The organism is Staphylococcus sp. Y174-1, from assembly GCF_049897865.1.
GTDB classification, from domain to species: Bacteria; Bacillota; Bacilli; order Staphylococcales; family Staphylococcaceae; genus Staphylococcus; species Staphylococcus saprophyticus.
Genome location: NZ_JAFCXB010000002.1, coordinates 526,456 through 547,700, shown reverse-complemented (window position 1 = coordinate 547,700; position 21,245 = coordinate 526,456). Strand labels below are relative to the sequence as shown.

Below are 21,245 nucleotides of genomic sequence, written 5' to 3'. Positions count from 1 at the left end.
GTTGAAAATATTTTTAGATATTAGGGAAAGAATGATGAGGTGAAGTTATGCAATTAATATTTGATCCAAGTGTAAGTGCCATATATCGGGGTGTGTTAGCATTCTTCTTTGTTATCAATGTGATATTAGCCTTTGTTATAGTCTTTTTAGACAGGGATAGAAGAGATGCTACTGCAACATGGGCATGGTTATTTTTACTTTTTGTTATGCCTGTTTTAGGATTTTTCATTTATATATTTTTCGGAAGAGGTATTCGTAAGAAACGTGAACGTGGCTTTGCGCACAATCAGATAGAAGATGGGATGAAACGAGTTCAAGCCCAACTACAAGATTCGACAAATAAAATCAGTGATTCTGATAATCCTATTGTGAGAAAACACCGTGATATTGCAACAACACTTTTAACAAAAGAACCTTCTTTTTTAAGTAATGATAATAATATTGATATTTATACAGATGGTCATGATTTATTCAGTCAAATGAAAGAAGATCTGCGCAATGCGAAAACGTATATTCATATGGAATATTATGTATTGAATTTAGATGGTTTAGGTACTGAAATCATTAATATCTTAGAACAAAAAGCAGAAGAGGGACTTGAAGTGAAGTTACTTTATGATGCTGTAGGGTCTAAATCTGTACATAAGTCGAAATTTAAAAAATTCCGAGAAAATGGCGGACAAGTGGAGGCATTTTTCCAAGCTAAAATACCATTAATCAACTTTAGAGTGAATAATCGAAACCATCGTAAAATTGTCGTCATTGATGGGATGACAGGTTATGTTGGTGGCTTTAACGTTGGCGATGAATATTTGGGTCTAAATGATAAGTTTGGTTATTGGAGAGATACACACCTGAGAGTGAGAGGTGACGGCGTTGATGCCTTACAATTAAGTTTTATACATGATTGGAACTCCCAGGCTAAGCGTGAGCAGTTAGAATATAATATGAAGTATTTTCCAGATAATGCGCACCAAGGTGGTAATGTGTCAATGCAACTCGCACTGAGTGCACCAAGTGATAATTGGCATCAAATTGAATTTGGATATATGAAAATGATTATGAATGCCAAATCCTCCATATACATGCATAGTCCATATTTTATACCAGATAAAGGTTATATTAATGCGTTGCGAATCGCCGCTAAATCAGGGGTTGATGTTCGTTTAATTATCCCTAATAAGCCAGACCATATTTTTGTATACTGGGCGACCATTACAAGCGTTGCGCAATTAATTAGAGATGGTGTGAAGGTATATACTTATGAAAATGGATTTATTCATTCTAAGATGATGATTATCGATGATGAAGTGGCAAGTGTCGGTTCATCTAATATGGATATCCGTAGTTTCGAATTGAATTTTGAAGTAAATGCCTTTATGTATGACGAACAAATTACGAAACAACTTAAAGCAGCATTTTTAGAAGATTTAAAAGTATCAAAAGAATTAACAGAAGAACGTTATAATCAACGTTCAAACTGGATTAAATTTAAACAATCCATCGCCAAATTAGCCTCACCAATATTATAAAAGTCAAAATGAGCATTTAATTTAATATTAATTTTGTTGGAATCAGTAGTTATCATCGTATAACTACTGATTTTTTATATGATATAATTATTAGAATAATTGAAAAACATTTTAATAATATAAATAATGATTTGATAAACAAAACAATTGAGGTGTGCTATGCAACGTGATAGTAACTTATACATTTATAGACAACTATATACACAATTAAAAGAAGATATCTTAGCATTTAAATATAATAGCCATGAAAAATTACCGTCTAAGCGAGTGATGTCCAAACATAAAGATATTAGCATAAATAGTGTGAAAGCAGCGTATGAACAGTTGCTAGCAGAAGGTTATATTTACACTCAAGAACGTAAGGGCTATTATATCGAACCCATAGATAAACTGATTATCGAAAACGATAAGCAACCGTCATTAGAAACATATCATGAGCATACAGCAACAGAATTTGAATATTCATTCTCACACATGAGCACTGATATATCAGAATTTCCAGTAGATACATGGACTAAAATGATGAAACAAGTTTTTCAAAATTATGATCACTATCTATCATCTATTCCTGAAGTAAAGGGTCCTATGGAACTTAGACAATCGATTGCGAAACTAATTTCCTATCAACGCGGTATCCATTGCTATCCTGAGCAAATTGTCATAGGATCAGGCACCAATGCATTATTAACCAAATTAATTGAGCTCATGACTAAAAATATAACCATTGCAGTTGAAGATCCTGGCTATTCTCGTTTCAGAACATTGCTAGAACAAACGCGTATACATATGGAGCCAATCGCATTGGATCGTAAAGGGATTTCGTTAGAGGGCATTAAAGATATTCAACCTAATGCAGTGATTGTGACGCCATCGCATCAATTTCCAATTGGGACAATTATGCCCGTTTCAAGACGTATAGATTTATTAAATTGGGCTAGTAAAACACATAGCTATATTATTGAAGATGATTATGATAGTGAATTTAAATATGAAACAGATAATATCCCGTCTTTATTTAGTTTTGACAAAAATGAGAGTGTTATTTACTTAGGGACATTTTCAAAAACACTGATGCCTAGTATAAGAATGAGTTATATGATTTTACCAACAAAATTAGTTAGACAATTTGAACTACAAAATCAAAACACAATTCCAGATTATTCCATGCTAAACGCTTTAACGTTAAATTTGATGATAAAAGAAGGGCATTATGAAAAGTATATAAAGAAAATGCATCAGTTATACGGTAAAAAAAGAGAGAACCTTATAGCATATTTGAGTATGGCTTTCGGCGAACATATCCAAATCAAAGATACACAAGCAGGATTGCATTTTATTATTGAAGTGAATTCTCCGTATTCATATGAAGAAATTGAAACACGTGCGAAAGAACAAAAATTGGAACTTTATACTATTAATAGATTTAAAGTGAAAGCGCTTCAAAAAAATAATGACCCTAAAATATTGATTATTGGATTTTCAAAAATAGAACAAAATCACATACCAGAGGCAGTTCAACGTTTAAAAAGTGTACTTATTGAATAAACTGGTACCATTAAAAACTAATAACTGGTACTTTACAGAAGACCAATAATATTTTAAATTTCTAGACAATCAATGAAAATGTTTAAAACTAGGAGGTTTCATTATGTCGGAGAAATATGAATATTATAAAACGCAACGTGAAAAATATGTAGCTCGTGGAGTAGGAAACGGAAATTTACATGTAGCGGACGAGGCACAAAGTGCAACCGTTAAAGACGTCGAAGGTAATGTGTTCATTGATTTTGCTGGTGCCATTGGTACTTTGAATGTCGGACATTCCCACCCAGAAATTACGAAACACTTGAAAGCACAATTGGATAAATTTATACATCCCGGTTTTAATGTCATTATGTATGAAAGTTATTTAAATTTAGCGCAAAAATTAACGGAAATTACACCTGGTCATTTTGACAAAAAATCAATTTTGCTTAACTCAGGTGCAGAAGCTGTAGAAAATGCCGTTAAAATTGCAAGAAAATATACGGGAAGACAAGCCGTAGTCTCATTTGTAAGAGGATTCCATGGTAGAACGAATCTAACCATGTCTATGACGAGTAAGGTGAAACCATATAAATTAGGTTTTGGACCATTCGCTCCGGAAGTTTATCAAGCACCATACCCTAATATTTCTGAAAAATCTGAAGACTTATCAGATGAACTTTACACACAACATATAATCAATAAGTTACATGATTTCTTTATCGAAACGGTGGATCCGAGTGAAGTAGCATGTATCGTCATGGAACCTGTTCAAGGAGAAGGCGGTTTTATCATACCTGATATCCAGTTTGTAAAAGCCGTTAAACAAATTTGTGAAGATAATGGCATTGTCTTTGTAGCAGATGAAATTCAAAGTGGCTTTGCTAGAACAGGTAAAACATTTGCGATAGAACACTTTGATGTTGAACCAGATTTAATTACGGTTTCTAAATCATTGGCTGCTGGATTCCCTTTAAGTGGTGTCGTTGGTAGAAAAGAAATCGTTGATAGCGCATCACCAGGAGAATTGGGCGGTACGTATGCTGGAAATCCATTAGCATGTGAAGCTGCACTTAAAGTGATTGAAATCATAGAAAATGAAGATTTAAATGGAAAAGCGGAACAACTCGGTCATCAACTAGAAACATATTTAACAGCATTGAGACAAGATTATGAGCAAGTTAAAGCTATTCGTCGTTTAGGGGCTATGGTTGCATTTGAAGTCGTTGATCCGGAAACTGGTGAACCTGACAAAGCGTTAACAGATAAGATTATTAAAACTGCAAACGAAAAAGGCTTATTATTATTATCGGCTGGTATTAAAGGCAATGTGATTCGTTTCTTACCACCATTAGTTATTACAGATCAAGAATTAAACAAAGGTCTAAATATATTAACAGAAGTATTTGAAAAGGCTATTGAAAAGCAAACGAATTAATGAATAAGTAACATTATTATATATTTTATAAGCGGAAAGGGTATGGATAAATGAAAGGGCTTTTATAATTATATTTAAAAAGGGGTCGTTACCATGACAAAGTTAGAAGTAATTAATCCAGCTACTAATGAAGTTTTAGAGCGTTTAGATTATGCTACGCATGAACAAATTAATCATCAAATTAAACAAGCACATCAAGCATTTCAAAACTGGAAGAAGGTCGATGCGCACGAACGTTCAGCGAAATTAGCGCAATGGGCTCAATTAATTGATGATCATCAAGACGAACTTGCACGTCTGATTACATTAGAAGGAGGTAAGCCACTGGCAGAGGCAAAAGGTGAAGTAGCTTATGCGAACTCATACGTCAAATGGTATGCCGAAGAAGCAAAACGTGTATATGGTCGTACGATACCAGCTAATTCACCTTCGAAAAAAATTGTTATAGATAAATTTCCAGTAGGTGTCGTAGGCGCGATTACACCGTGGAACTTCCCAGCAGCAATGATTACGCGTAAGATGGCACCAGCATTGGCAGCAGGATGTACAATCATTTGTAAACCAGCAGTTAAAACGCCACTGACAACGATTAAACTTGTGGAACTTGCACATCAAGCGGGTTTTCCAAAAGATGCTATCTCCTACATTATTGCTTCAGGTAAAGACGCAGGGGACATTTTCACAAATCATAGTTTGATTAGTAAAGTGACATTCACTGGATCGACTGCTGTTGGTAAATCATTAATTGAATCATCTGCGCAACAAGTTAAAAATGTGACGATGGAGCTAGGTGGCTTAGCACCGCTTATCGTTCATAATGATGCAGACATTGAAGCGGCAGTAGACGGTACGATTGCTTCGAAGTTTAGAAATGCAGGACAAACTTGTATATGTGCAAACAGAATCTATGTTCACGAAGATATCGCCGAGGCATATAACGAAAAATTAATAGAAAAAGTGCATGCATTATCTGTAGGTGATGGCTTGAAAGAAGAGGTTAAAATTGGACCACTCATTGACAATCAAGCTGTAGAAAAAGTGTTAACACACATCAAAGATGCGCAAGAAAAAGGTGGGCAACTATCACGTAGTATTGAAGATATTCAAGCATTGGGCGGTAATTTCTTAAAACCGGTAGTCATTACGAATGCAAATTTAGATATGAAAGCAATGCATGAAGAAACGTTTGGACCAGTTGCGCCAGTGATGACATATAGTGATTTAGATGAAGTGATTAACATAGCAAATGACACAGAATTTGGCTTAGCTTCATATTTCTTCACGAATGATTATCGAACTGGATTAAAACTCTTTAATGAACTGGAATATGGTGTGATTGGTTGGAACGATGGTGGACCATCTGCTGCACATGCACCATTTGGTGGTTTGAAAGAAAGTGGTTATGGTAGAGAAGGTGGCGTAGAAGGCATAGAACCTTATTTAGAAACGAAGTATCTTTCTATACAAGAATAAAAATGCATTAGGATAAACCAAATCTTAAAGAAAATATAAAATCAGTCAATTAAAGATTGGGAAAGCGATTGGTTAATCACATATGATAGGGCGCCGTTTATTAAAGTGAAATAAATACAACGCTACGCTGCGCGCTTCTCAACTTTAATTGACGTTATTGAAAATGTTATGGGGTATGTTCAATGAAATCACAAAAATCACAATTTAATAAATCAATGAATATAGTTGATGTTTTATTTCTAGCTATTGGTGCCATGCTTGGATGGGGATGGGTAGTCTTGTCAGGAGAATGGGTATCAGCAGCTGGATTTATCGGAAGTATTGTCGCTTTTTTAATTGGTGGATTATTAGTTATTGTTATAGGCCTTACATACGCAGAGCTTGCATCAGCTATTCCGGAAACTGGCGGAGGATTTGTATTTGTTAAAAAGGCTTTTTCTCCTGGTATTGCATTCATTTCTGGTTGGTCCGTACTTTTTGGATATGTATCCGTAATTACATTTGAAGCGGTTGCTTTGCCCACAGTCATCGATTACGTCATTCCTTTTAAACATCATGGTTTTATGTGGAATATCGCTGGTTGGGATGTCTATTTAACATGGGTATTAATTGGTTCAATTGGTAGTATTGTATTAACATCACTGAATTATTTCGGCGTAAAACCAGCAGCCATCATGCAGACTGTGTTCACTATCTTTATTGTAGCAGTGGGCTTGTTGCTTGTATTTGGTGCTGGATTCAATGGCAACTTTAGTAATTTAAAACCTTTCGAGAATGGTGTTGGCGGAACCATGTCCGTATTGATGATGATTCCATTTTTATTTGTAGGATTTGATGTCATTCCACAAATTGCTGAAGAGGTGAAAGCACCTTCTAAAAAGATTGGTGGCATTTTAATATTATCAATCATTGCTTCTGTTATATTTTATTTATTGATTGTATTTGGGGTAGCCACAGGACTTTCACCTTCAGCACTGAACACGAGTAGTTTAGCAACGGCGGATGCAATGGTTAATCTGTTCGGTCATAGTGGATTTGGTGTGTTACTTGTACTCGGTGGTGTCGCCGGAATTATCACCAGTTGGAATGCATTTATTATTGGTGGAAGTAGAATATTGTATGCAATGGCTAAAAATAAAATGATTCCACAATGGTTTGCCTATATCCACCCGAAATTTAAAACGCCTACGCACGGTATTTTATTTCTAGGTGTACTCGCTTTTGTAGCACCGCTGTTAGGAAGACCAGCACTTTCGTGGATTGTTAATGCAGGCGGTATTGGTGTTGTTCTAGGTTATTTACTGGTTGCAATTTCATTTCTTAAGTTACGCAAAACGCATCCTAATTTAGAACGTCCTTACCGTATTAAAAACGGACAAATTGTTGGTATCATTGCGGTTATTTTGAGCATATTGTTTATCGTGATTTATTTACCGGGTATGCCGTCATCGTTAGCTTGGCCATCAGAGTGGTTAATTGTATTAGTTTGGTATTTGATTGCAGGTGTACTTTATTTAACTCAAAAAAGAAAGACAACAGAAGATGCCTATGTATCAATACAAGGAGACAAGCAATCAGATTATCAGTAACACTTTATATAAAACAGCCGTGTCAGTTTAATTTAACTGGCACGGCTGTTTTTAATGAAAATAGTTATGTTATTGAACTAGTTAGCGACATGGATAAGTTGATCGCCTGGCATAATCCACTGTTTTTTAAAGAAATACTTATATAAAGCAAAGCTAATGACTGCAGGCAATATAATATGGAAGATTATAATTAATAGCCAGGTTTGAAGTGAACCACCCATGGTATTAATCGTCATAATTTGGCCAATTAAACCACTTGTACCCATACCTGCACCAGCGGCATTATTTGTCATAGGAAATAGAGTTGTCATAACTGGAGCAACAACTGCACTTGCTATTGTTGGAGGTACTAAGATCATGGGATGTTTAATGATATTTGGGACTTGTAGCATACTTGTACCAATACCAATAGATAAAATACCACTCCAACCATTATCCTTATAGCCATTTACAGCAAAGCCTACCATTTGCGCCGCACAGCCTATCGTTGCTGCACCAGCAGCTAAACCACTTAAATCAAGCATGAGTGCAAGTGCTGCACTTGAAATTGGCGCAGTAAGTGCTAAACCAAAGATGACAGATACTAAAATTCCCATTATCAACGGTTGTTGTTCAGTTGCGACAATGATAACTTTACCTAACCCAGTCATAAACTCATTTAACGCAGGTCCAAAAAGTTTTGCGATAGCGCCCCCGATAACAATCGTAAGTAAGGGCGTAACAATGATATCGATTTTAGTCTTGCTTGCATAAAATCTACTTAATTCTACGACGATGAGTGTAGCAATATAGGCACCAACTGCACCGCCTCCAAACGTCGTATAACCTAGTGTGCCAACGATAACACACGAAAAAATAACTAGAGGTTTAGCGCCTAATCCATAAGCAATTGCTACCCCAATAGCAGCACCGGTAACTGACATTGCGACCTTACCAATTTCTGATAAAAACGATAAATCTATTTGTGGAATGAGTGTTTGATTGCCAATAGTTTCTAAGATAAGTCCAATAATTAAAGAGCCAAACAAACCCAAAGCCATAAAACTTAATGCTTCAATAACCCACCTATGCAAATGATTTTTCATTAAGTAATCTCCTTATTTTTAATTAAATTATTTCATAAATTAATATTAGTATATAGATAGTTAGTGAAGTTGGCTAGACTATATTGGGATTTTTTTCACAATCATAAAATAAAAACTGTCAGTGCGTATCGAAACGCACTGACAGTGTTGTAATTGTATTTAAATGTATTAGGATAGATTAATTTTTGTTTACAGAAGCATCATAGATAGATTCAACTGTTTCGCCTAAAATTTTGTCGAATTCTTCATCAGATTGGTTCACATTTAAATCATTGATTAATGCACGAGAGAAGCTAGCGATTAAATCTTTATTTTGTTTAAGTACTTCATTTGCATGTTCTCTGCTATAGCCACCAGATAACGCAACGACACGTACAACGTTTGGATGGTTGATTAATGATTGATATTGATTTGCTTTTGTAGGGATAGTTACTTTAAGCATTACAAGTTGATCATCGTTGAGTTTGTTTAGTTCTTCTAAAATTGAATCAGTTAAGTATGCTTCAATCTCTTCTTTGTTTTCAGCATTAATATTAACTTCAGGTTCAATAATTGGAACTAAACCAGCTGCAATAATTTGTTTAGCTATATCAAACTGTTGTTTAACAACTAAATCAATACCGTCTTTATTTAGTTCTAAGATATTAGAACGCATTTTAGTACCGAAAATTTTATGTTTATTTGCACGATTTAGTAAGTCATCTAGCTCAGGCATAGGTTTCATTAATTGAACGCCATCTTTTTGTTCATCTAAACCTTTATCTATTTTTAAGAAAGGTACAACACCTTTATCAGCTAGATAGTCCGCTGTATGTTTGCCTTCTACTTCGCGGTCCATTGTTTGTTCGAACAGAATCGCACCTACAATTTTATCTGAACTAAATGATGGTGACGACACGATACGTGTACGCATGTCATGAACGAGTTTGAACATTTCGTCTTCACTGCCATATTGATCTTCTGTAACGCCGTAGTCACGTAACGCTTTAGGTGTACTACCACCACTTTGGTCTAATGCAGCAATGAAGCCTTTTCCATTTTTTACTTTGTCAAATTGTTCTTGATTCATTCTTACCACTCCTTTTACTATATTCTCTTATAGTATGATAAAAATTAAAAAATAACGCAAGCTGTAGGCTCTTTTTACGATAAAATATATTGGAAATTGTGTCTTTAATAAAAAATTTTTTCTGTAGCTAATATGATTTAGTAACTGAAATTAAAAATATGGGCGTTGGGTTATAAAATTCATCTTGTTCTGAGTACATACGTAAATAAATTTCAGTGTCTAAATGGATATGATCAAATCCTAATGATTTTAAGATATCCATATCTGTTTGAGGTCTGGGTTGGTGATTAATGGGTATATTTTGTTTGATTGCCTCACTTTCAGCCAGCATATCTTTGCCGAGTGTGTGGTGTGCATGTTCAGTATTCAGGGATTTATAGTCAGTGAATGAATCGTTACCATAATTGGCATCAATATTAATCAGTTTACCGTTAGGTTTTAATACACGTAACCATTCTTGATATGCTGCCTTTGTATTAGGAAGTAGCCACGTTACATTGCGAGAAATAACCATATCAAAAGTTTCATCATTGAATTGTAGTGATTCAGCATCCATTACTTGAAAGTGAATATCTTGATGATGACTTTCGGCATTCTGTTTTGCTGATTGGATCATTTCAGGAGAAAGATCTATCCCTGTGACATCGCTACCTAGTTTTCCACATAAAATAGCTAAAAAACCCGCGCCAGTACCAATATCTAAGATTTTCATACCAGGTTGTATCGGGTTTATGTTATTAATTTCTTCTATCCATTTTTGAGCATGCGTACTTTCTAATTCTGCTAGCTTATTTTTACTAAAGGATTCAGCACGTTTATCCCAATAATTAATGATCTTTGATTTTTCCATTTAAATTCACTCCGCTTATTACAATTATTTTGCTGTTTACACTATTATAGAATATTTAAGTATAAAAGTTTGTGATGACTATTTAAAAACACACAAAAAACGACATACATTTAATTATGTATCGAACAACCTTTATGCGATATTTTATAAAAAAACAGTCTTTTTCTCTGAAAATACAAAAAAATAAAAACAAATATTTATACGTAAATAATGAATAAAGATACATATTATAAAGTTTATAAGATTCATTAATTTCATTAAGTTTAAACTTAACACTGTGATTATAGCGATTTATAATCCGAAATTAATTCTCTGTTTTATATAAATATTCATATAATTAATTTCAGAATATTGAATGCAATTTGCATTATTATTTAAAGTTCGTTAGGCTCATGTTTGTGAATTAATATATATTTTTGCTAATGTTTATCTATTTTTAGCGACTTTTACATAGTTATAAAAATAAATACAGGGGTGTTCAATAATGAAGAAAAATAAAGTTATGGATTGGACGACCTTTATAGGATCATCGGTTATTTTACTGATTGCAGTAATTCCTATGATGGTCTTTCCTAAAGCAAGTCAAGATGTGATTACTAAAATGAACGATGCCGTTTCTAGTGCATTAGGTTCAGTTTATTTGCTTATCGGACTCGCTATTTTAATATTTGTTTTATACATAGCCTTTGGTAAGTACGGTAATGTAACTTTAGGTAAAGCGACAGATAAGCCCGAGTTTAATAATTTTAGTTGGGCTGCCATGCTGTTTTGTGCCGGTATTGCGTCTGATATTCTATATTGGGGTATTATCGAGTGGGCATTCTATTATCAAGATCCGCCACATGGTGGTAAAGGTATGACAGATAGTGCGCTTAATTATGCAACGATGTATGGTATGTTCCATTGGGGACCGATTGCATGGGCGACCTTTGTACTACCAGCGCTGTGTATTGGTTACTTATTATTCGTGAAGAAGAAACCTATTTATAAAGTAAGCCAAACGTTACGTCCAATATTAAAAGGGCAAACAGATGGTCTTGTAGGTAAGATTGTCGATATTATATTCATTTTTGGATTATTAGGTGGTGCAGCTACATCATTAGCACTTGGTGTACCAATGATTACAGCAGGGATAGAGCGCTTGACTGGTATCGATGGTGATAACATGTTAATGCGTGGTGCGATACTGTTTTTAGTAACTGCTATCTTTGCTTATAGTTCATATTCTGGATTGAAAAAAGGTATAAAAGTATTAAGTGATTGGAACGTTATTTTGTCATTTGTATTACTTGGATTTGTGTTAATTGTTGGACCAACGGTATTTATTATGGAAACGACAATTACAAGTATGGGTAATATGATTAAGAACTTTTTCGAAATGGCTACTTGGCTAGAACCATTTGGCGGTATTGGTGGCCGTAAAGAAACGAACTTCCCACAACAGTGGACAATATTCTATTGGTCATGGTGGATTGTTTATGCACCATTTATTGGATTGTTTATCGCACGTATTTCCAAAGGTCGTACGTTAAAAGAAGTAGTTTTAGGTACAATTATCTATGGTACATTAGGATGTATGTTGTTCTTCGGTATTTTTGGTAACTATGCTGTGTTTTTACAAATTAGTGGACAATTTGATGTGATCCAAAATCTGAATACACATGGTACGGAAGCTACAATCATAGAGGTATTGCATCAATTACCGTTCCATAATATTATCATTGTATTATTTATGCTTTCGGCATTGCTGTTCTTAGCGACAACATTTGATTCTGGATCATATATCTTAGCAGCAGCATCTCAGAAAAAAGTAATTGGTGAACCATTAAAAGTAAACCGTCTTTATTGGGCGTTTGCGTTATGTTTATTACCATTTGCGCTTATGTTAGTCGGTGGCGAGAGAGCGTTAGAAGTACTGAAAACAGCAGCCTTATTGGCGAGTGTGCCAGTACTTGTAGTCTTTGTTATGATGATGGTCGCATTTATGCGGACACTTAATGAGGACCGACTTAAACTAGAAAGTCGGGCAGACAAGTATAGAGAGGTCGAGCGACGTTCATTGCGTATCACACAAGTTAGAGAACAAAAAGAAGATGATAATTTGTAATTTTAAATAAAAGCTGAGACAAGTACGATGTCTCAGCTTTTTTATGCTTTAACTTAAGGTTGAATTGTCATGCTTATTTGTTAAATAAAAAAGCGACCGTTTGAAATTTAACTTCACACGGACGCTTTTTGAAATTCTGTTGATTTTGGGCTAACTATCTTACACATATTTAATCTTCTTTGTAATTATTTTCAGGTATTGGGAAGTATTTAAATATTTCTCCGCTTTCCAATGCATCACTTAAATGATCTAACCATTCGTAATAAGGTAACGTGTCGATGAGTTGCTGTTTCGTTTCGTTTGCCTCAGTTTTAATAGCGGCATCTGTACTTTCGTCATTAATAATTTTGTTTAGTATCGCAACGGCATCATGGACAGCTTCGGCATTAATTACGATTTCCCGACGCCATTTGCGTGTAAAGAAATTGCTAAAGAAGTTAAAGAAATCTTTTTCTGCAATAAAATGTTGTTTTCTACTACCGCGTGTAAATTGTTGCTTAACGATATCAAATTCTTGGAGTCTTTTGACCCCAGCACTCATGCTTGGTTTACTCATTTGTAATTGTTCACGCATCTCATCGAGTGTCATGCTATCTTCGAAGAGCATAGTACCAAATAAATTACCAACACTTCTGTTGATACCATATAAATCCATTGTTTCACCAATCGCATTGATAACAATATCTTTTGCTTCGTCTAATTGATGTTCAGGGTTGTTTGAATGTGCCATGTAGTACACCTCCGACCAAATATTTTATTGTGAATTCAAATTATAGCAGGTTAACGAACAGAATTTAAGTAGCGCTTTGTTTCTGAAGTTATGAGCCAATTGAAATTTGAACTGGTTTGACACGCTTTCGTTTACTATGCTAACATAAACTCTATAAAATTAGTTAAATAAAAATTTAACAAACTTAACGGAGGTAATTTTAATGGAACTTGTAAATCAATTGTCTCGTCGTCAATACATTGATGGTGAGTGGGTAGATAGCTCGAATCAAGCAACAAGAAAAATTATTAATCCATTTAACCAAGAAGTCATATTTGAAGTAGCAGAAGGTACTGATGAGGATAGTGAACGTGCGATATTAGCTGCACGTCGTGCTTTTGAAAAAGGTGAATGGTCATTAGAAACAAGTGAAAATAGAGGCAAAAAAGTACGTGCTATTGCCGATTTAATTGTGACACATCGTGAAGAATTAGCGAGACTTGAAACATTAGATACAGGTAAAACATTAGAAGAATCTTACGCAGATATGAATGATATTGCGAACGTATTTAACTATTTTGCAGGTTTGGCAGATAAAGATGGTGGAGAATTGATAGATTCTCCAATCCCAAATACAGAAAGCAAAGTAATAAAAGAACCGATTGGAGTTGTAACTCAAATTACGCCGTGGAATTATCCTTTACTGCAAGCTTCATGGAAACTTGCACCTGCATTGGCAACAGGTTGTTCGCTTGTTATGAAACCAAGTGAAATCACGCCGTTAACAACAATTCGTGTATTTGAATTAATGGAAGAAGTTGGCTTCCCTAAAGGTGTGATTAATTTAGTATTAGGAAAAGGATCTGAAGTTGGTGAACCGTTATCTGCACATAAAGAAGTGGATTTAGTGTCATTTACTGGTGGCATAAAAACTGGTAAACACATTATGAAACAAGCAGCAGATCATGTTACAGATGTAGCGTTAGAACTTGGCGGTAAAAACCCAAATGTCATTTTTGACGATGCCGATTTTGACTTAGCAGTAGATCAAGCATTAAATGGCGGATTCTTCCATGCAGGTCAAGTATGCTCTGCTGGCGCAAGAATTATCGTGCATAACGATATTAAAGAAAAATTCGAAGCAGCCCTTATTGAAAGAGTTAAAAATATTAAATTAGGTAATGGTTTTGACTCAGAAACGGAAATGGGACCTGTGATTTCAGCTGAACATAGAGAAAAAATTGAAAATTATATGGAAATTGCAAAAGCTGAAAATGCAACGATTGCTATTGGTGGTAAACGTCCTGAACGTGAAGACCTACAAGATGGGTTCTTCTTTGAACCAACTGTAATTACAAACTGTGATACTTCTATGAGAATTGTTCAAGAGGAAGTATTTGGACCAGTTGTAACAATTGAAGGTTTTTCAACTGAAGCAGAAGCCATAGAACTTGCGAACGATTCCATTTACGGTCTGGCTGGCGGTGTCTTTACACAAGATATAGGCAAAGCTGAACGCGTCGTTAATAAATTGAAGATGGGAACAGTTTGGATTAATGATTTCCATCCATACTTTGCTCAAGCACCTTGGGGCGGCTATAAACAATCCGGTATTGGTAGAGAGCTTGGTAAAGAAGGTCTAGCTGAATATCAAGTAGAGAAACATATATTACGTAATACAAACCCAGAACCAGTTAATTGGTTTGGTAAAGCATAATATAGATTTTTAAATAAGAGAATGAACGTATATAAATTAGAGGAGGCAGTATCACAATGAAGCAATCATACGATTATATCATTATAGGTGGTGGAAGTGCTGGGTCAGTACTTGGTAGCCGTATAAGTGAAGATGTATCGAATAACGTACTTGTATTGGAAGCTGGACGTAGTGATTATCCATGGGACTTATTAATACAGATGCCTGCAGCATTAATGTATCCAGCTGGAAATAAATTATACGATTGGATTTATGAAACGACACCTGAGCCACATATGGATGGACGTAAAGTCGGTCATGCACGTGGTAAAGTTCTAGGTGGTTCAAGTTCGATTAACGGTATGATTTATCAAAGAGGTAACCCAATGGACTATGAAAAATGGGCGAAGCCTGAAGGCATGGATTCATGGGATTACGCACATTGTTTACCGTATTTTAAACGCTTAGAAAAAACATTCGGTGCAACAAAAGATGATCAATTCCGTGGACATCACGGACCAATTAAACTAAGAAGAGGTCCAGCTGATAATCCGTTATTCCAGGCTTTCTTCGATGCAGGTGTTGAAGCAGGTTATAATAAAACACCAGATGTAAATGGATTCCGTCAAGAAGGATTTGGACCATTTGATAGTCAAGTACATAATGGTCGTCGTGTTTCTGCATCTAGAGCATATTTACATCCAGCGATGAAACGTAAGAATTTAGAAGTGCAAACACGTGCATTTGTGACGAAATTAAATTTTGAAGGTAACAAAGTAACGGGTGTTACATTTAAGAAAAATGGTAGAGAACATACAGTAAATGCGAAAGAGGTTATCCTATCAGGTGGTGCAATTAACTCCCCGCAATTACTACAATTATCAGGTATCGGTGATTCAGAACATTTACGTTCATTAGGTATTGAACCACGTATTCACTTACCAGGTGTTGGTGAAAATTTTGAAGACCATTTAGAAGTTTATGTGCAACATGCATGTAAAGAACCTGTTTCAATGCAACCAAGTTTAAATAAATTAAAAATGCCATTCATAGGATTACAATGGATTTTCGGACGTAAAGGTGCTGCAGCATCAAACCATTTCGAAGGTGGTGGCTTTGTACGTTCAAATGAAGATGTAGATTATCCAAACTTAATGTTCCACTTCTTACCAATTGCGGTAAGATACGATGGTACGAAAGCGCCAGCTGCACATGGTTATCAAGTGCATGTAGGACCAATGTACTCAAATTCTCGTGGACATTTAAAAATCAAATCAAAAGATCCATTTGTTAAGCCAGATTTTGTGTTTAACTACTTATCTACAGAAGAAGATAAACGTGAATGGGTGGAAGCAATTAAAGTAGCTAGAAATATCTTAGGCCAAAAAGCATTAGACCCTTATAATGGAGGAGAAATCTCTCCTGGACCTGAAGTGCAAACAGATGAAGAAATTATTGAATGGGTAAAACGCGATGGTGAAACAGCATTGCATCCATCTTGTAGCTGTAGAATGGGACCAGCTTCAGATGAAATGTCAGTCGTAGATCCAGAAACGTTCAAAGTACATGGCATGGAAAATCTACGTGTTGTAGACGCATCTGTTATGCCACGTACAACAAATGGTAACATTCATTCACCTGTATTAATGATGGCTGAGAAAGCATCAGACATCATTCGTGGTAAAAAACCATTAGATCCAGAATATATTGATTTCTATCGTCATGGTGTACATGATAAAGATGCGGGTACTATAAAGTAATGTTTGATTATGATATTTTAAAATAAATGAAATAGATATAGAGGTAAGGCATGTATTTGTTATTATCTCTGACTGCCGACAAAGGCTTAGACTTTGTTGGCAGTTTTTTTGTGCACGTCCGACTAACATTGCCTTTTTTGATACTTAAAGCTTTTACGAGTTCATTTTCGACAGACGCACGCATAACGCGCTGTTACGTAATATGAGAGATATTATTTATCGGGGAGACTTGGTTAAATCTATGGTGGTTGAATGAATGACTTTTATACACCACAAATATTACAAGGAAGTATCATTTAATTTTGTTATAACGAGTAAAATAAACCATAAACAAAGTAGGGATACCCAATGGAATTGAGAACACTTAGATATTTTTGTACAGTTGCTGAAGAACATGCGATTTCAAAAGCGGCAACGGTACTAAACATTACGCAACCTACATTAAGTAGACAAATGCATGACTTAGAATTAGAACTAGGGGTAGAGCTGTTTTATCGAGAAAATAAAGGTATTATGCTTACAGAAGAAGGCATATTTTTAAAAATAGAGCAGAATAGATATTGTCATTAACGAATCAGATGCAACAAGAATTTGAAAATAAAAAACAACAAGCGTTGAGTGGACATATTACGATAGGATGTGTAGAAGCGGATAATTCTGACACGCTTGCCATGATATTAGAAGAGATGGTGAGAGAACATCCTTTAATCACTTTTCATATCGTAAGTGGTATAGGCAGTGAAATCAGTGAGCGTCTTGATAATGGATTATTGGATATTGCGATTTTAATAGAACCCATTGCAATGGAAAAATATGAGCAAGTACCTTTACCGAGACCAGAGCGTTGGGGTTTGCTTGTTTCTGAAGATTCTCCATTTAGAGGGCAATCCTCAATACATCCTGGAGATTTGAAAAAACAAAATTATTAATGTCTAGAAGACCAGAAAATCAAAAAATGATTTCAGAATGGAGTCAAATAGCAGTCAAGGACTTGCAAGTGATTGGAACGTATAACTTAATATTTAATATTTTTTCATTGGTAAGAAATAATGTCGGTTCAGCTGTTGTGATTGAAGGTGTAACATCGAATAGAAATTTAGATAATTTAGCTTTTATTCCATTTAAACCAGAACTTTAAACACATTGTGTTTTAGTATGGAAGAAAAGTAGAATACAAACACCCGAAAGTGTTAGAATTTAAATATAAAGAGGACCAATCCATACTAAGGATTAGTCCTCTTTTTTGAGATTGGGGATTTATGACCCAGACGCTTTATTTTCAGAATGAGTATTTTTGTTCCTAATTATTTCTAATTTAATAGGCTAGTTGTTATTTTTAGTAATTAAATCGGAAATTGCTTTAGACGCTTGTCCATTTTCTAATGAACAAAAGTCATCATAAAACTGATTGATTTTGTCATTGTAATCTATTGAAACTTGATCTAGATTTTTTAGATCTTCTGTTAATTGGTATGGATCTTGGTGAATAGGTCCAGGTAAATCATTGTGATAGTCTAAATAGAATCCGCGTAAATCTTGACCGTATTTATCTAAATCATAAGCAAAGAAGAATTGAGGACGTTTCAATACACCGTAATCAAACATGACGGATGAATAGTCTGTGATAAGGCAATCTGAAATTAAATATAATTCAGAGATATCACTGTAGTTTGAAACATCAATGGCAAAATCTTCATAACCACGTAAATCTAAGGCATTAGAAATGAGATAATGCATTCTCAATAGTACAACATAGTCATCGCCAAGTTGTGCTTGTAAATTATCTAAATCAATTTGTAGATTAAATAAATATTTACCTTTTTTCACAAATTCATCATCTCTCCAAGTTGGCGCATACATGATGACTTTTTTATCTGCAGGTAAGTTTAAATTTTCTTTAATTTCTTGGATATATGATTTGTCATTTGCATGGTTAACTAATACATCATTTCTAGGATAACCAATTTCAAGTAGTTGTTCAGGTTTCATCCAAAATGCAGTCTCGAAAATTTTAGAAGAATATCTATTTGGTGACACTAAATAATCCCAACGGCTTGTTTCTTCTCTGAAATTACGTTTATAGTTATCCGTTGTAGTTCCTGGCATACGAATGACTTTCATATCATTTGCTAATCGTTTTAATGGTGTGCCGTGCCAATTTTGTATATAAACTTGGTTTGGTTTTTTATTCAGATAAAGCGGTAATCTCGCGTTAGACACCCAGTATTTAGCTTTTGAATATGCTTCATAGTAAGCTTTAGAGCCTTTTTTAACTTTTTTAGCTGAGCCAGGAATTTGTACTTTAGAAGGTTTTTTAAAGACCCATATAAATTCATAATTCGGATGGCGTTTCATCATATATTCGTAAATATATTTCGGGCTATCACTGTAATTTTTACCAGCAAATGCTTCAAATACAATCGTATTTGGACTCACTTTATCTTCACTATCTGTTAATTGGTATAATGCACGATTTTTATTTTTTCTACGTAACAAGATACTTTTTACTAAACGTGCTTTTTTTCTAAGTTTATTTATTTTAAAAGCGGATTTACGTTTATTCACCATGAGCATCAATGACTCTAATATAAAGAGTGGTTTCTCATTTTTGAAAAGCGTCGGAATTAATTCTCTTGTCACTTTTGGAAGCAATTCACTGTTATGTTTATAACGCTCAGGGGTTTTTCTTGATGATGGTTCGAATGAATGTTTGTAAATATTTTTCATTTTATTTTTTATGAAAACTTTATTTTCTTTTAAAGGCGCACGTTGAACAGAATCAGAGAAACTATATACATAATCGTTGAACGTAATGCCAAAATCTTGTTTAGACAGTGCTGGTTTCACAAACGGGTCATAGATTTCCCCTTTAATATAGAAAGGAAAGCGACTGACACGCACGAATCCATTGGCATATTTAATAAATTCTAAAATAAAGGACCAATCTACAAAGACGTTCAAGTCTTCATTAAATTGTAAGTTATGGCCACGTGCAATTGCAGTTTTGAAAACAATATTACATGCAGTTTGCTTTCTTAAAAATTGATTAGAATGTGTTTTAGTATTTAAATATTGAGTACGCACTAAATTTTGGTCAACGTATTGAGGTATATCCAACGTGAACCCATGGATAGGCGCAATTAACGCATCGAATTGATTTAGTTTCTTCATATAAAATGATAATGCATAGGATGCCAAATAATCATCAGAATCAATAAAGATAAAGTAAGGAGATTCAACTTCTTTCAAGCCCATGTTTCTAGCATGCGCATGTCCTGTATTTTCTGGTAAATCAATTGCTTTAATTGGAATATCCCAATCTTTAAGTATTTGTGTTGCAAGTGGTTTCGATTGATCTGTTGAACCGTCATTTACTAAGATGAGTTCAAAATCTTGGAATCTTTGTTTTTTAAGGCTTATTAAACATCTTTCGATATAATCTTCTGAATTGTAATAAGTCACTATGACTGATATAGACTTCATTGTGTTCCCTCTTTTTACTTAAATTTTCTCACTATCTTCTATATAAGGTAAAATATTAACAAACTTTGTTTTATCTTTTCAACTTTGAAATCAAATTTTTTTGATTATTATGTGCATAAAACGTACGAATAATAATATATTATTATTTATAAGCATATAATTATTTCTAAAACATATATTGTAGCATGGTTATGTAGTATAAAGAAAAGCAAAAGACTTCAACTTATAGGTAAAATACATTATTTACTTTTATTATATTAAAGCATAGTTAGTAGTTTTGGAAATGTATATAAAAATATTAAAGACAGGGGATGAATATCATGACAATAAGATGTGCTAAAGATAATGAATTGAAACTCATTAACAAAGTTATACCAAAGTTATTCAAAGAAGCGATGATGGTGAATTTTGATTTATCAGATGCGTCATTGCGGGATATGTCAAATCAATTGCTATTGCAAGGTGCAAAATATTACGTGTTGATTGAAGAAAACATATGCAAAGGGTTTGTGCTTATTGATAAAAAAACAGATTACCTTGAACAACAAGATTATGGTTTTATCTATGAGTTATATGTCTTTGAAGGTTATAGAAGACAGGGTGTTGCTAAAAAGTTAATATATTTTGTTAATGACTTTTTTAAAAGACAGCATATTGGTGAAGTTAGGTTAAATGTAAATGTACAGAATAAAGCTAAATTATTATATGAAAAAGTTGGTTTTCAAGAGAGAAATATTACAATGTCTATGAAAGTAGTAGAATAATTTTTTTGAATATTTGCTATTTTTAAAAACTTTATTTTTCTTTTAATAGCAAGGGTTTTAAACATTATTAGTAATAAAGGTAAATTTAATAATCAAAAATATTGTTGACAGCGTTTTCATTTAGCGTTAAGTTTTTCTATATTTACCAATGTTGTAACCAAGTGGG

At 34.2% G+C, this 21,245-nt stretch carries 17 protein-coding genes; 12 read left to right on the top strand and 5 right to left on the bottom strand.

The genetic code is table 11. The annotated features are described in order from the left end of the window. The first annotated feature begins 47 nt into the window (after positions 1–47). The 5 genes from cls to ACP7BT_RS09425 all read left to right on the top strand — a co-directional run bounded on the left by cls (position 48) and on the right by ACP7BT_RS09425 (position 7,556). Positions 48–1,532: a cardiolipin synthase gene (gene cls / locus ACP7BT_RS09445; protein ID WP_069822086.1), complete on the top strand. Its 1,485-nt coding sequence runs from the start codon at positions 48–50 to the stop codon at positions 1,530–1,532. Between the two features lie 159 nt (positions 1,533–1,691). Continuing rightward, positions 1,692–3,077: a PLP-dependent aminotransferase family protein gene (locus ACP7BT_RS09440; protein WP_002482138.1), complete on the top strand. Its 1,386-nt coding sequence runs from the start codon at positions 1,692–1,694 to the stop codon at positions 3,075–3,077. A gap of 103 nt (positions 3,078–3,180) precedes the next feature. Continuing rightward, the gene (gene gabT, locus ACP7BT_RS09435; protein ID WP_041079905.1) at positions 3,181–4,494 is read left to right on the top strand and encodes a 4-aminobutyrate--2-oxoglutarate transaminase; all 1,314 of its coding nucleotides are present in this window, start codon (positions 3,181–3,183) and stop codon (positions 4,492–4,494) included. Positions 4,495–4,587: 93 nt separating this feature from the next. Then, a complete protein-coding gene (locus ACP7BT_RS09430) occupies positions 4,588–5,967 on the top strand; it encodes an NAD-dependent succinate-semialdehyde dehydrogenase (protein WP_002482140.1) in 1,380 nt (459 codons plus the stop codon). Positions 5,968–6,149: 182 nt separating this feature from the next. After that, a complete protein-coding gene (locus ACP7BT_RS09425) occupies positions 6,150–7,556 on the top strand; it encodes an APC family permease (RefSeq protein ID WP_002482141.1) in 1,407 nt (468 codons plus the stop codon). 77 nt (positions 7,557–7,633) lie between these two features. On the opposite strand, the gene ACP7BT_RS09420 is transcribed toward ACP7BT_RS09425, so the two are convergent. From ACP7BT_RS09420 to ACP7BT_RS09410, 3 genes are all read right to left on the bottom strand, one after another. Next, on the bottom strand, positions 7,634–8,641 hold the full coding sequence (locus ACP7BT_RS09420) for a PTS transporter subunit IIC (RefSeq protein ID WP_041079906.1): 1,008 nt from the start codon (positions 8,639–8,641) through the stop codon (positions 7,634–7,636). Between the two features lie 178 nt (positions 8,642–8,819). Then, complete coding sequence (locus tag ACP7BT_RS09415; protein ID WP_041079907.1) at positions 8,820–9,710, bottom strand: fructose bisphosphate aldolase; 891 nt, start codon at positions 9,708–9,710, stop codon at positions 8,820–8,822. A gap of 127 nt (positions 9,711–9,837) precedes the next feature. Continuing rightward, entirely contained in the window at positions 9,838–10,560 is a 723-nt protein-coding gene (locus ACP7BT_RS09410; protein WP_041079908.1) for a class I SAM-dependent methyltransferase, read from the bottom strand. Between the two features lie 484 nt (positions 10,561–11,044). Here ACP7BT_RS09410 and ACP7BT_RS09405 point away from each other — a divergent pair, with 484 nt between their 5' ends. Further along, positions 11,045–12,667: a BCCT family transporter gene (locus ACP7BT_RS09405; protein ID WP_041079909.1), complete on the top strand. Its 1,623-nt coding sequence runs from the start codon at positions 11,045–11,047 to the stop codon at positions 12,665–12,667. A 169-nt stretch (positions 12,668–12,836) separates the two neighbouring features. Here the strand turns inward: ACP7BT_RS09405 and cudC are convergent, their stop codons facing one another. Further along, positions 12,837–13,397 carry a choline uptake/conversion transcriptional regulator CudC gene (gene cudC, locus ACP7BT_RS09400; RefSeq protein WP_002482146.1) on the bottom strand — a complete coding sequence of 187 codons (561 nt, stop codon included), beginning with the start codon at positions 13,395–13,397 and terminating at the stop codon, positions 12,837–12,839. A gap of 202 nt (positions 13,398–13,599) precedes the next feature. Between cudC and betB the strand changes: the two genes are divergently transcribed. From betB to ACP7BT_RS09375, 5 genes are all read left to right on the top strand, one after another. Further along, a complete protein-coding gene (betB, locus tag ACP7BT_RS09395) occupies positions 13,600–15,093 on the top strand; it encodes a betaine-aldehyde dehydrogenase (RefSeq protein ID WP_041079911.1) in 1,494 nt (497 codons plus the stop codon). 56 nt (positions 15,094–15,149) lie between these two features. Beyond that, a complete protein-coding gene (gene betA, locus ACP7BT_RS09390) occupies positions 15,150–16,832 on the top strand; it encodes a choline dehydrogenase (RefSeq protein WP_041079912.1) in 1,683 nt (560 codons plus the stop codon). A gap of 348 nt (positions 16,833–17,180) precedes the next feature. Beyond that, positions 17,181–17,402, top strand: coding sequence for a LysR family transcriptional regulator (locus ACP7BT_RS09385; RefSeq protein WP_327083193.1), 222 nt, complete (start codon positions 17,181–17,183; stop codon positions 17,400–17,402). Continuing rightward, on the top strand, positions 17,393–17,761 hold the full coding sequence (locus tag ACP7BT_RS09380) for a LysR family transcriptional regulator substrate-binding protein (RefSeq protein WP_327083194.1): 369 nt from the start codon (positions 17,393–17,395) through the stop codon (positions 17,759–17,761). Before ACP7BT_RS09385 ends, ACP7BT_RS09380 begins: the two co-directional genes overlap by 10 nt. Beyond that, a complete protein-coding gene (locus tag ACP7BT_RS09375) occupies positions 17,761–17,970 on the top strand; it encodes a LysR family transcriptional regulator (RefSeq protein ID WP_426303763.1) in 210 nt (69 codons plus the stop codon). Before ACP7BT_RS09380 ends, ACP7BT_RS09375 begins: the two co-directional genes overlap by 1 nt. Positions 17,971–18,155: 185 nt before the next feature. Here ACP7BT_RS09375 and ACP7BT_RS09370 read toward each other — a convergent pair whose 3' ends face one another. After that, positions 18,156–20,315, bottom strand: a complete 2,160-nt coding sequence (locus tag ACP7BT_RS09370) for a bifunctional glycosyltransferase/CDP-glycerol:glycerophosphate glycerophosphotransferase (protein ID WP_037537527.1) — start codon at positions 20,313–20,315, stop codon at positions 18,156–18,158. A 320-nt stretch (positions 20,316–20,635) separates the two neighbouring features. On the opposite strand from ACP7BT_RS09370, the gene ACP7BT_RS09365 reads away from it, so the two are divergent. Then, positions 20,636–21,079, top strand: a complete 444-nt coding sequence (locus tag ACP7BT_RS09365; RefSeq protein WP_041079913.1) for a GNAT family N-acetyltransferase — start codon at positions 20,636–20,638, stop codon at positions 21,077–21,079. Positions 21,080–21,245: the final 166 nt, after the last annotated feature.

Bases quoted from the DNA above. Each gene is read 5' to 3' on its own strand.
- gabT (WP_041079905.1), top strand. From the start codon at position 3,181: ATGTCGGAGAAATATGAATATTATAAAACGCAACGTGAAAAATATGTA.
- ACP7BT_RS09410 (WP_041079908.1), bottom strand. From the start codon at position 10,560: ATGGAAAAATCAAAGATCATTAATTATTGGGATAAACGTGCTGAATCC.
- ACP7BT_RS09440 (WP_002482138.1), top strand. From the start codon at position 1,692: ATGCAACGTGATAGTAACTTATACATTTATAGACAACTATATACACAA.
- betB (WP_041079911.1), top strand. From the start codon at position 13,600: ATGGAACTTGTAAATCAATTGTCTCGTCGTCAATACATTGATGGTGAG.
- ACP7BT_RS09420 (WP_041079906.1), bottom strand. From the start codon at position 8,641: ATGAAAAATCATTTGCATAGGTGGGTTATTGAAGCATTAAGTTTTATG.
- ACP7BT_RS09375 (WP_426303763.1), top strand. From the start codon at position 17,761: ATGTCTAGAAGACCAGAAAATCAAAAAATGATTTCAGAATGGAGTCAA.
- betA (WP_041079912.1), top strand. From the start codon at position 15,150: ATGAAGCAATCATACGATTATATCATTATAGGTGGTGGAAGTGCTGGG.
- ACP7BT_RS09425 (WP_002482141.1), top strand. From the start codon at position 6,150: ATGAAATCACAAAAATCACAATTTAATAAATCAATGAATATAGTTGAT.
- ACP7BT_RS09370 (WP_037537527.1), bottom strand. From the start codon at position 20,315: ATGAAGTCTATATCAGTCATAGTGACTTATTACAATTCAGAAGATTAT.
- cls (WP_069822086.1), top strand. From the start codon at position 48: ATGCAATTAATATTTGATCCAAGTGTAAGTGCCATATATCGGGGTGTG.
- ACP7BT_RS09405 (WP_041079909.1), top strand. From the start codon at position 11,045: ATGAAGAAAAATAAAGTTATGGATTGGACGACCTTTATAGGATCATCG.
- ACP7BT_RS09385 (WP_327083193.1), top strand. From the start codon at position 17,181: ATGGAATTGAGAACACTTAGATATTTTTGTACAGTTGCTGAAGAACAT.
- ACP7BT_RS09430 (WP_002482140.1), top strand. From the start codon at position 4,588: ATGACAAAGTTAGAAGTAATTAATCCAGCTACTAATGAAGTTTTAGAG.
- ACP7BT_RS09365 (WP_041079913.1), top strand. From the start codon at position 20,636: ATGACAATAAGATGTGCTAAAGATAATGAATTGAAACTCATTAACAAA.
- cudC (WP_002482146.1), bottom strand. From the start codon at position 13,397: ATGGCACATTCAAACAACCCTGAACATCAATTAGACGAAGCAAAAGAT.
- ACP7BT_RS09415 (WP_041079907.1), bottom strand. From the start codon at position 9,710: ATGAATCAAGAACAATTTGACAAAGTAAAAAATGGAAAAGGCTTCATT.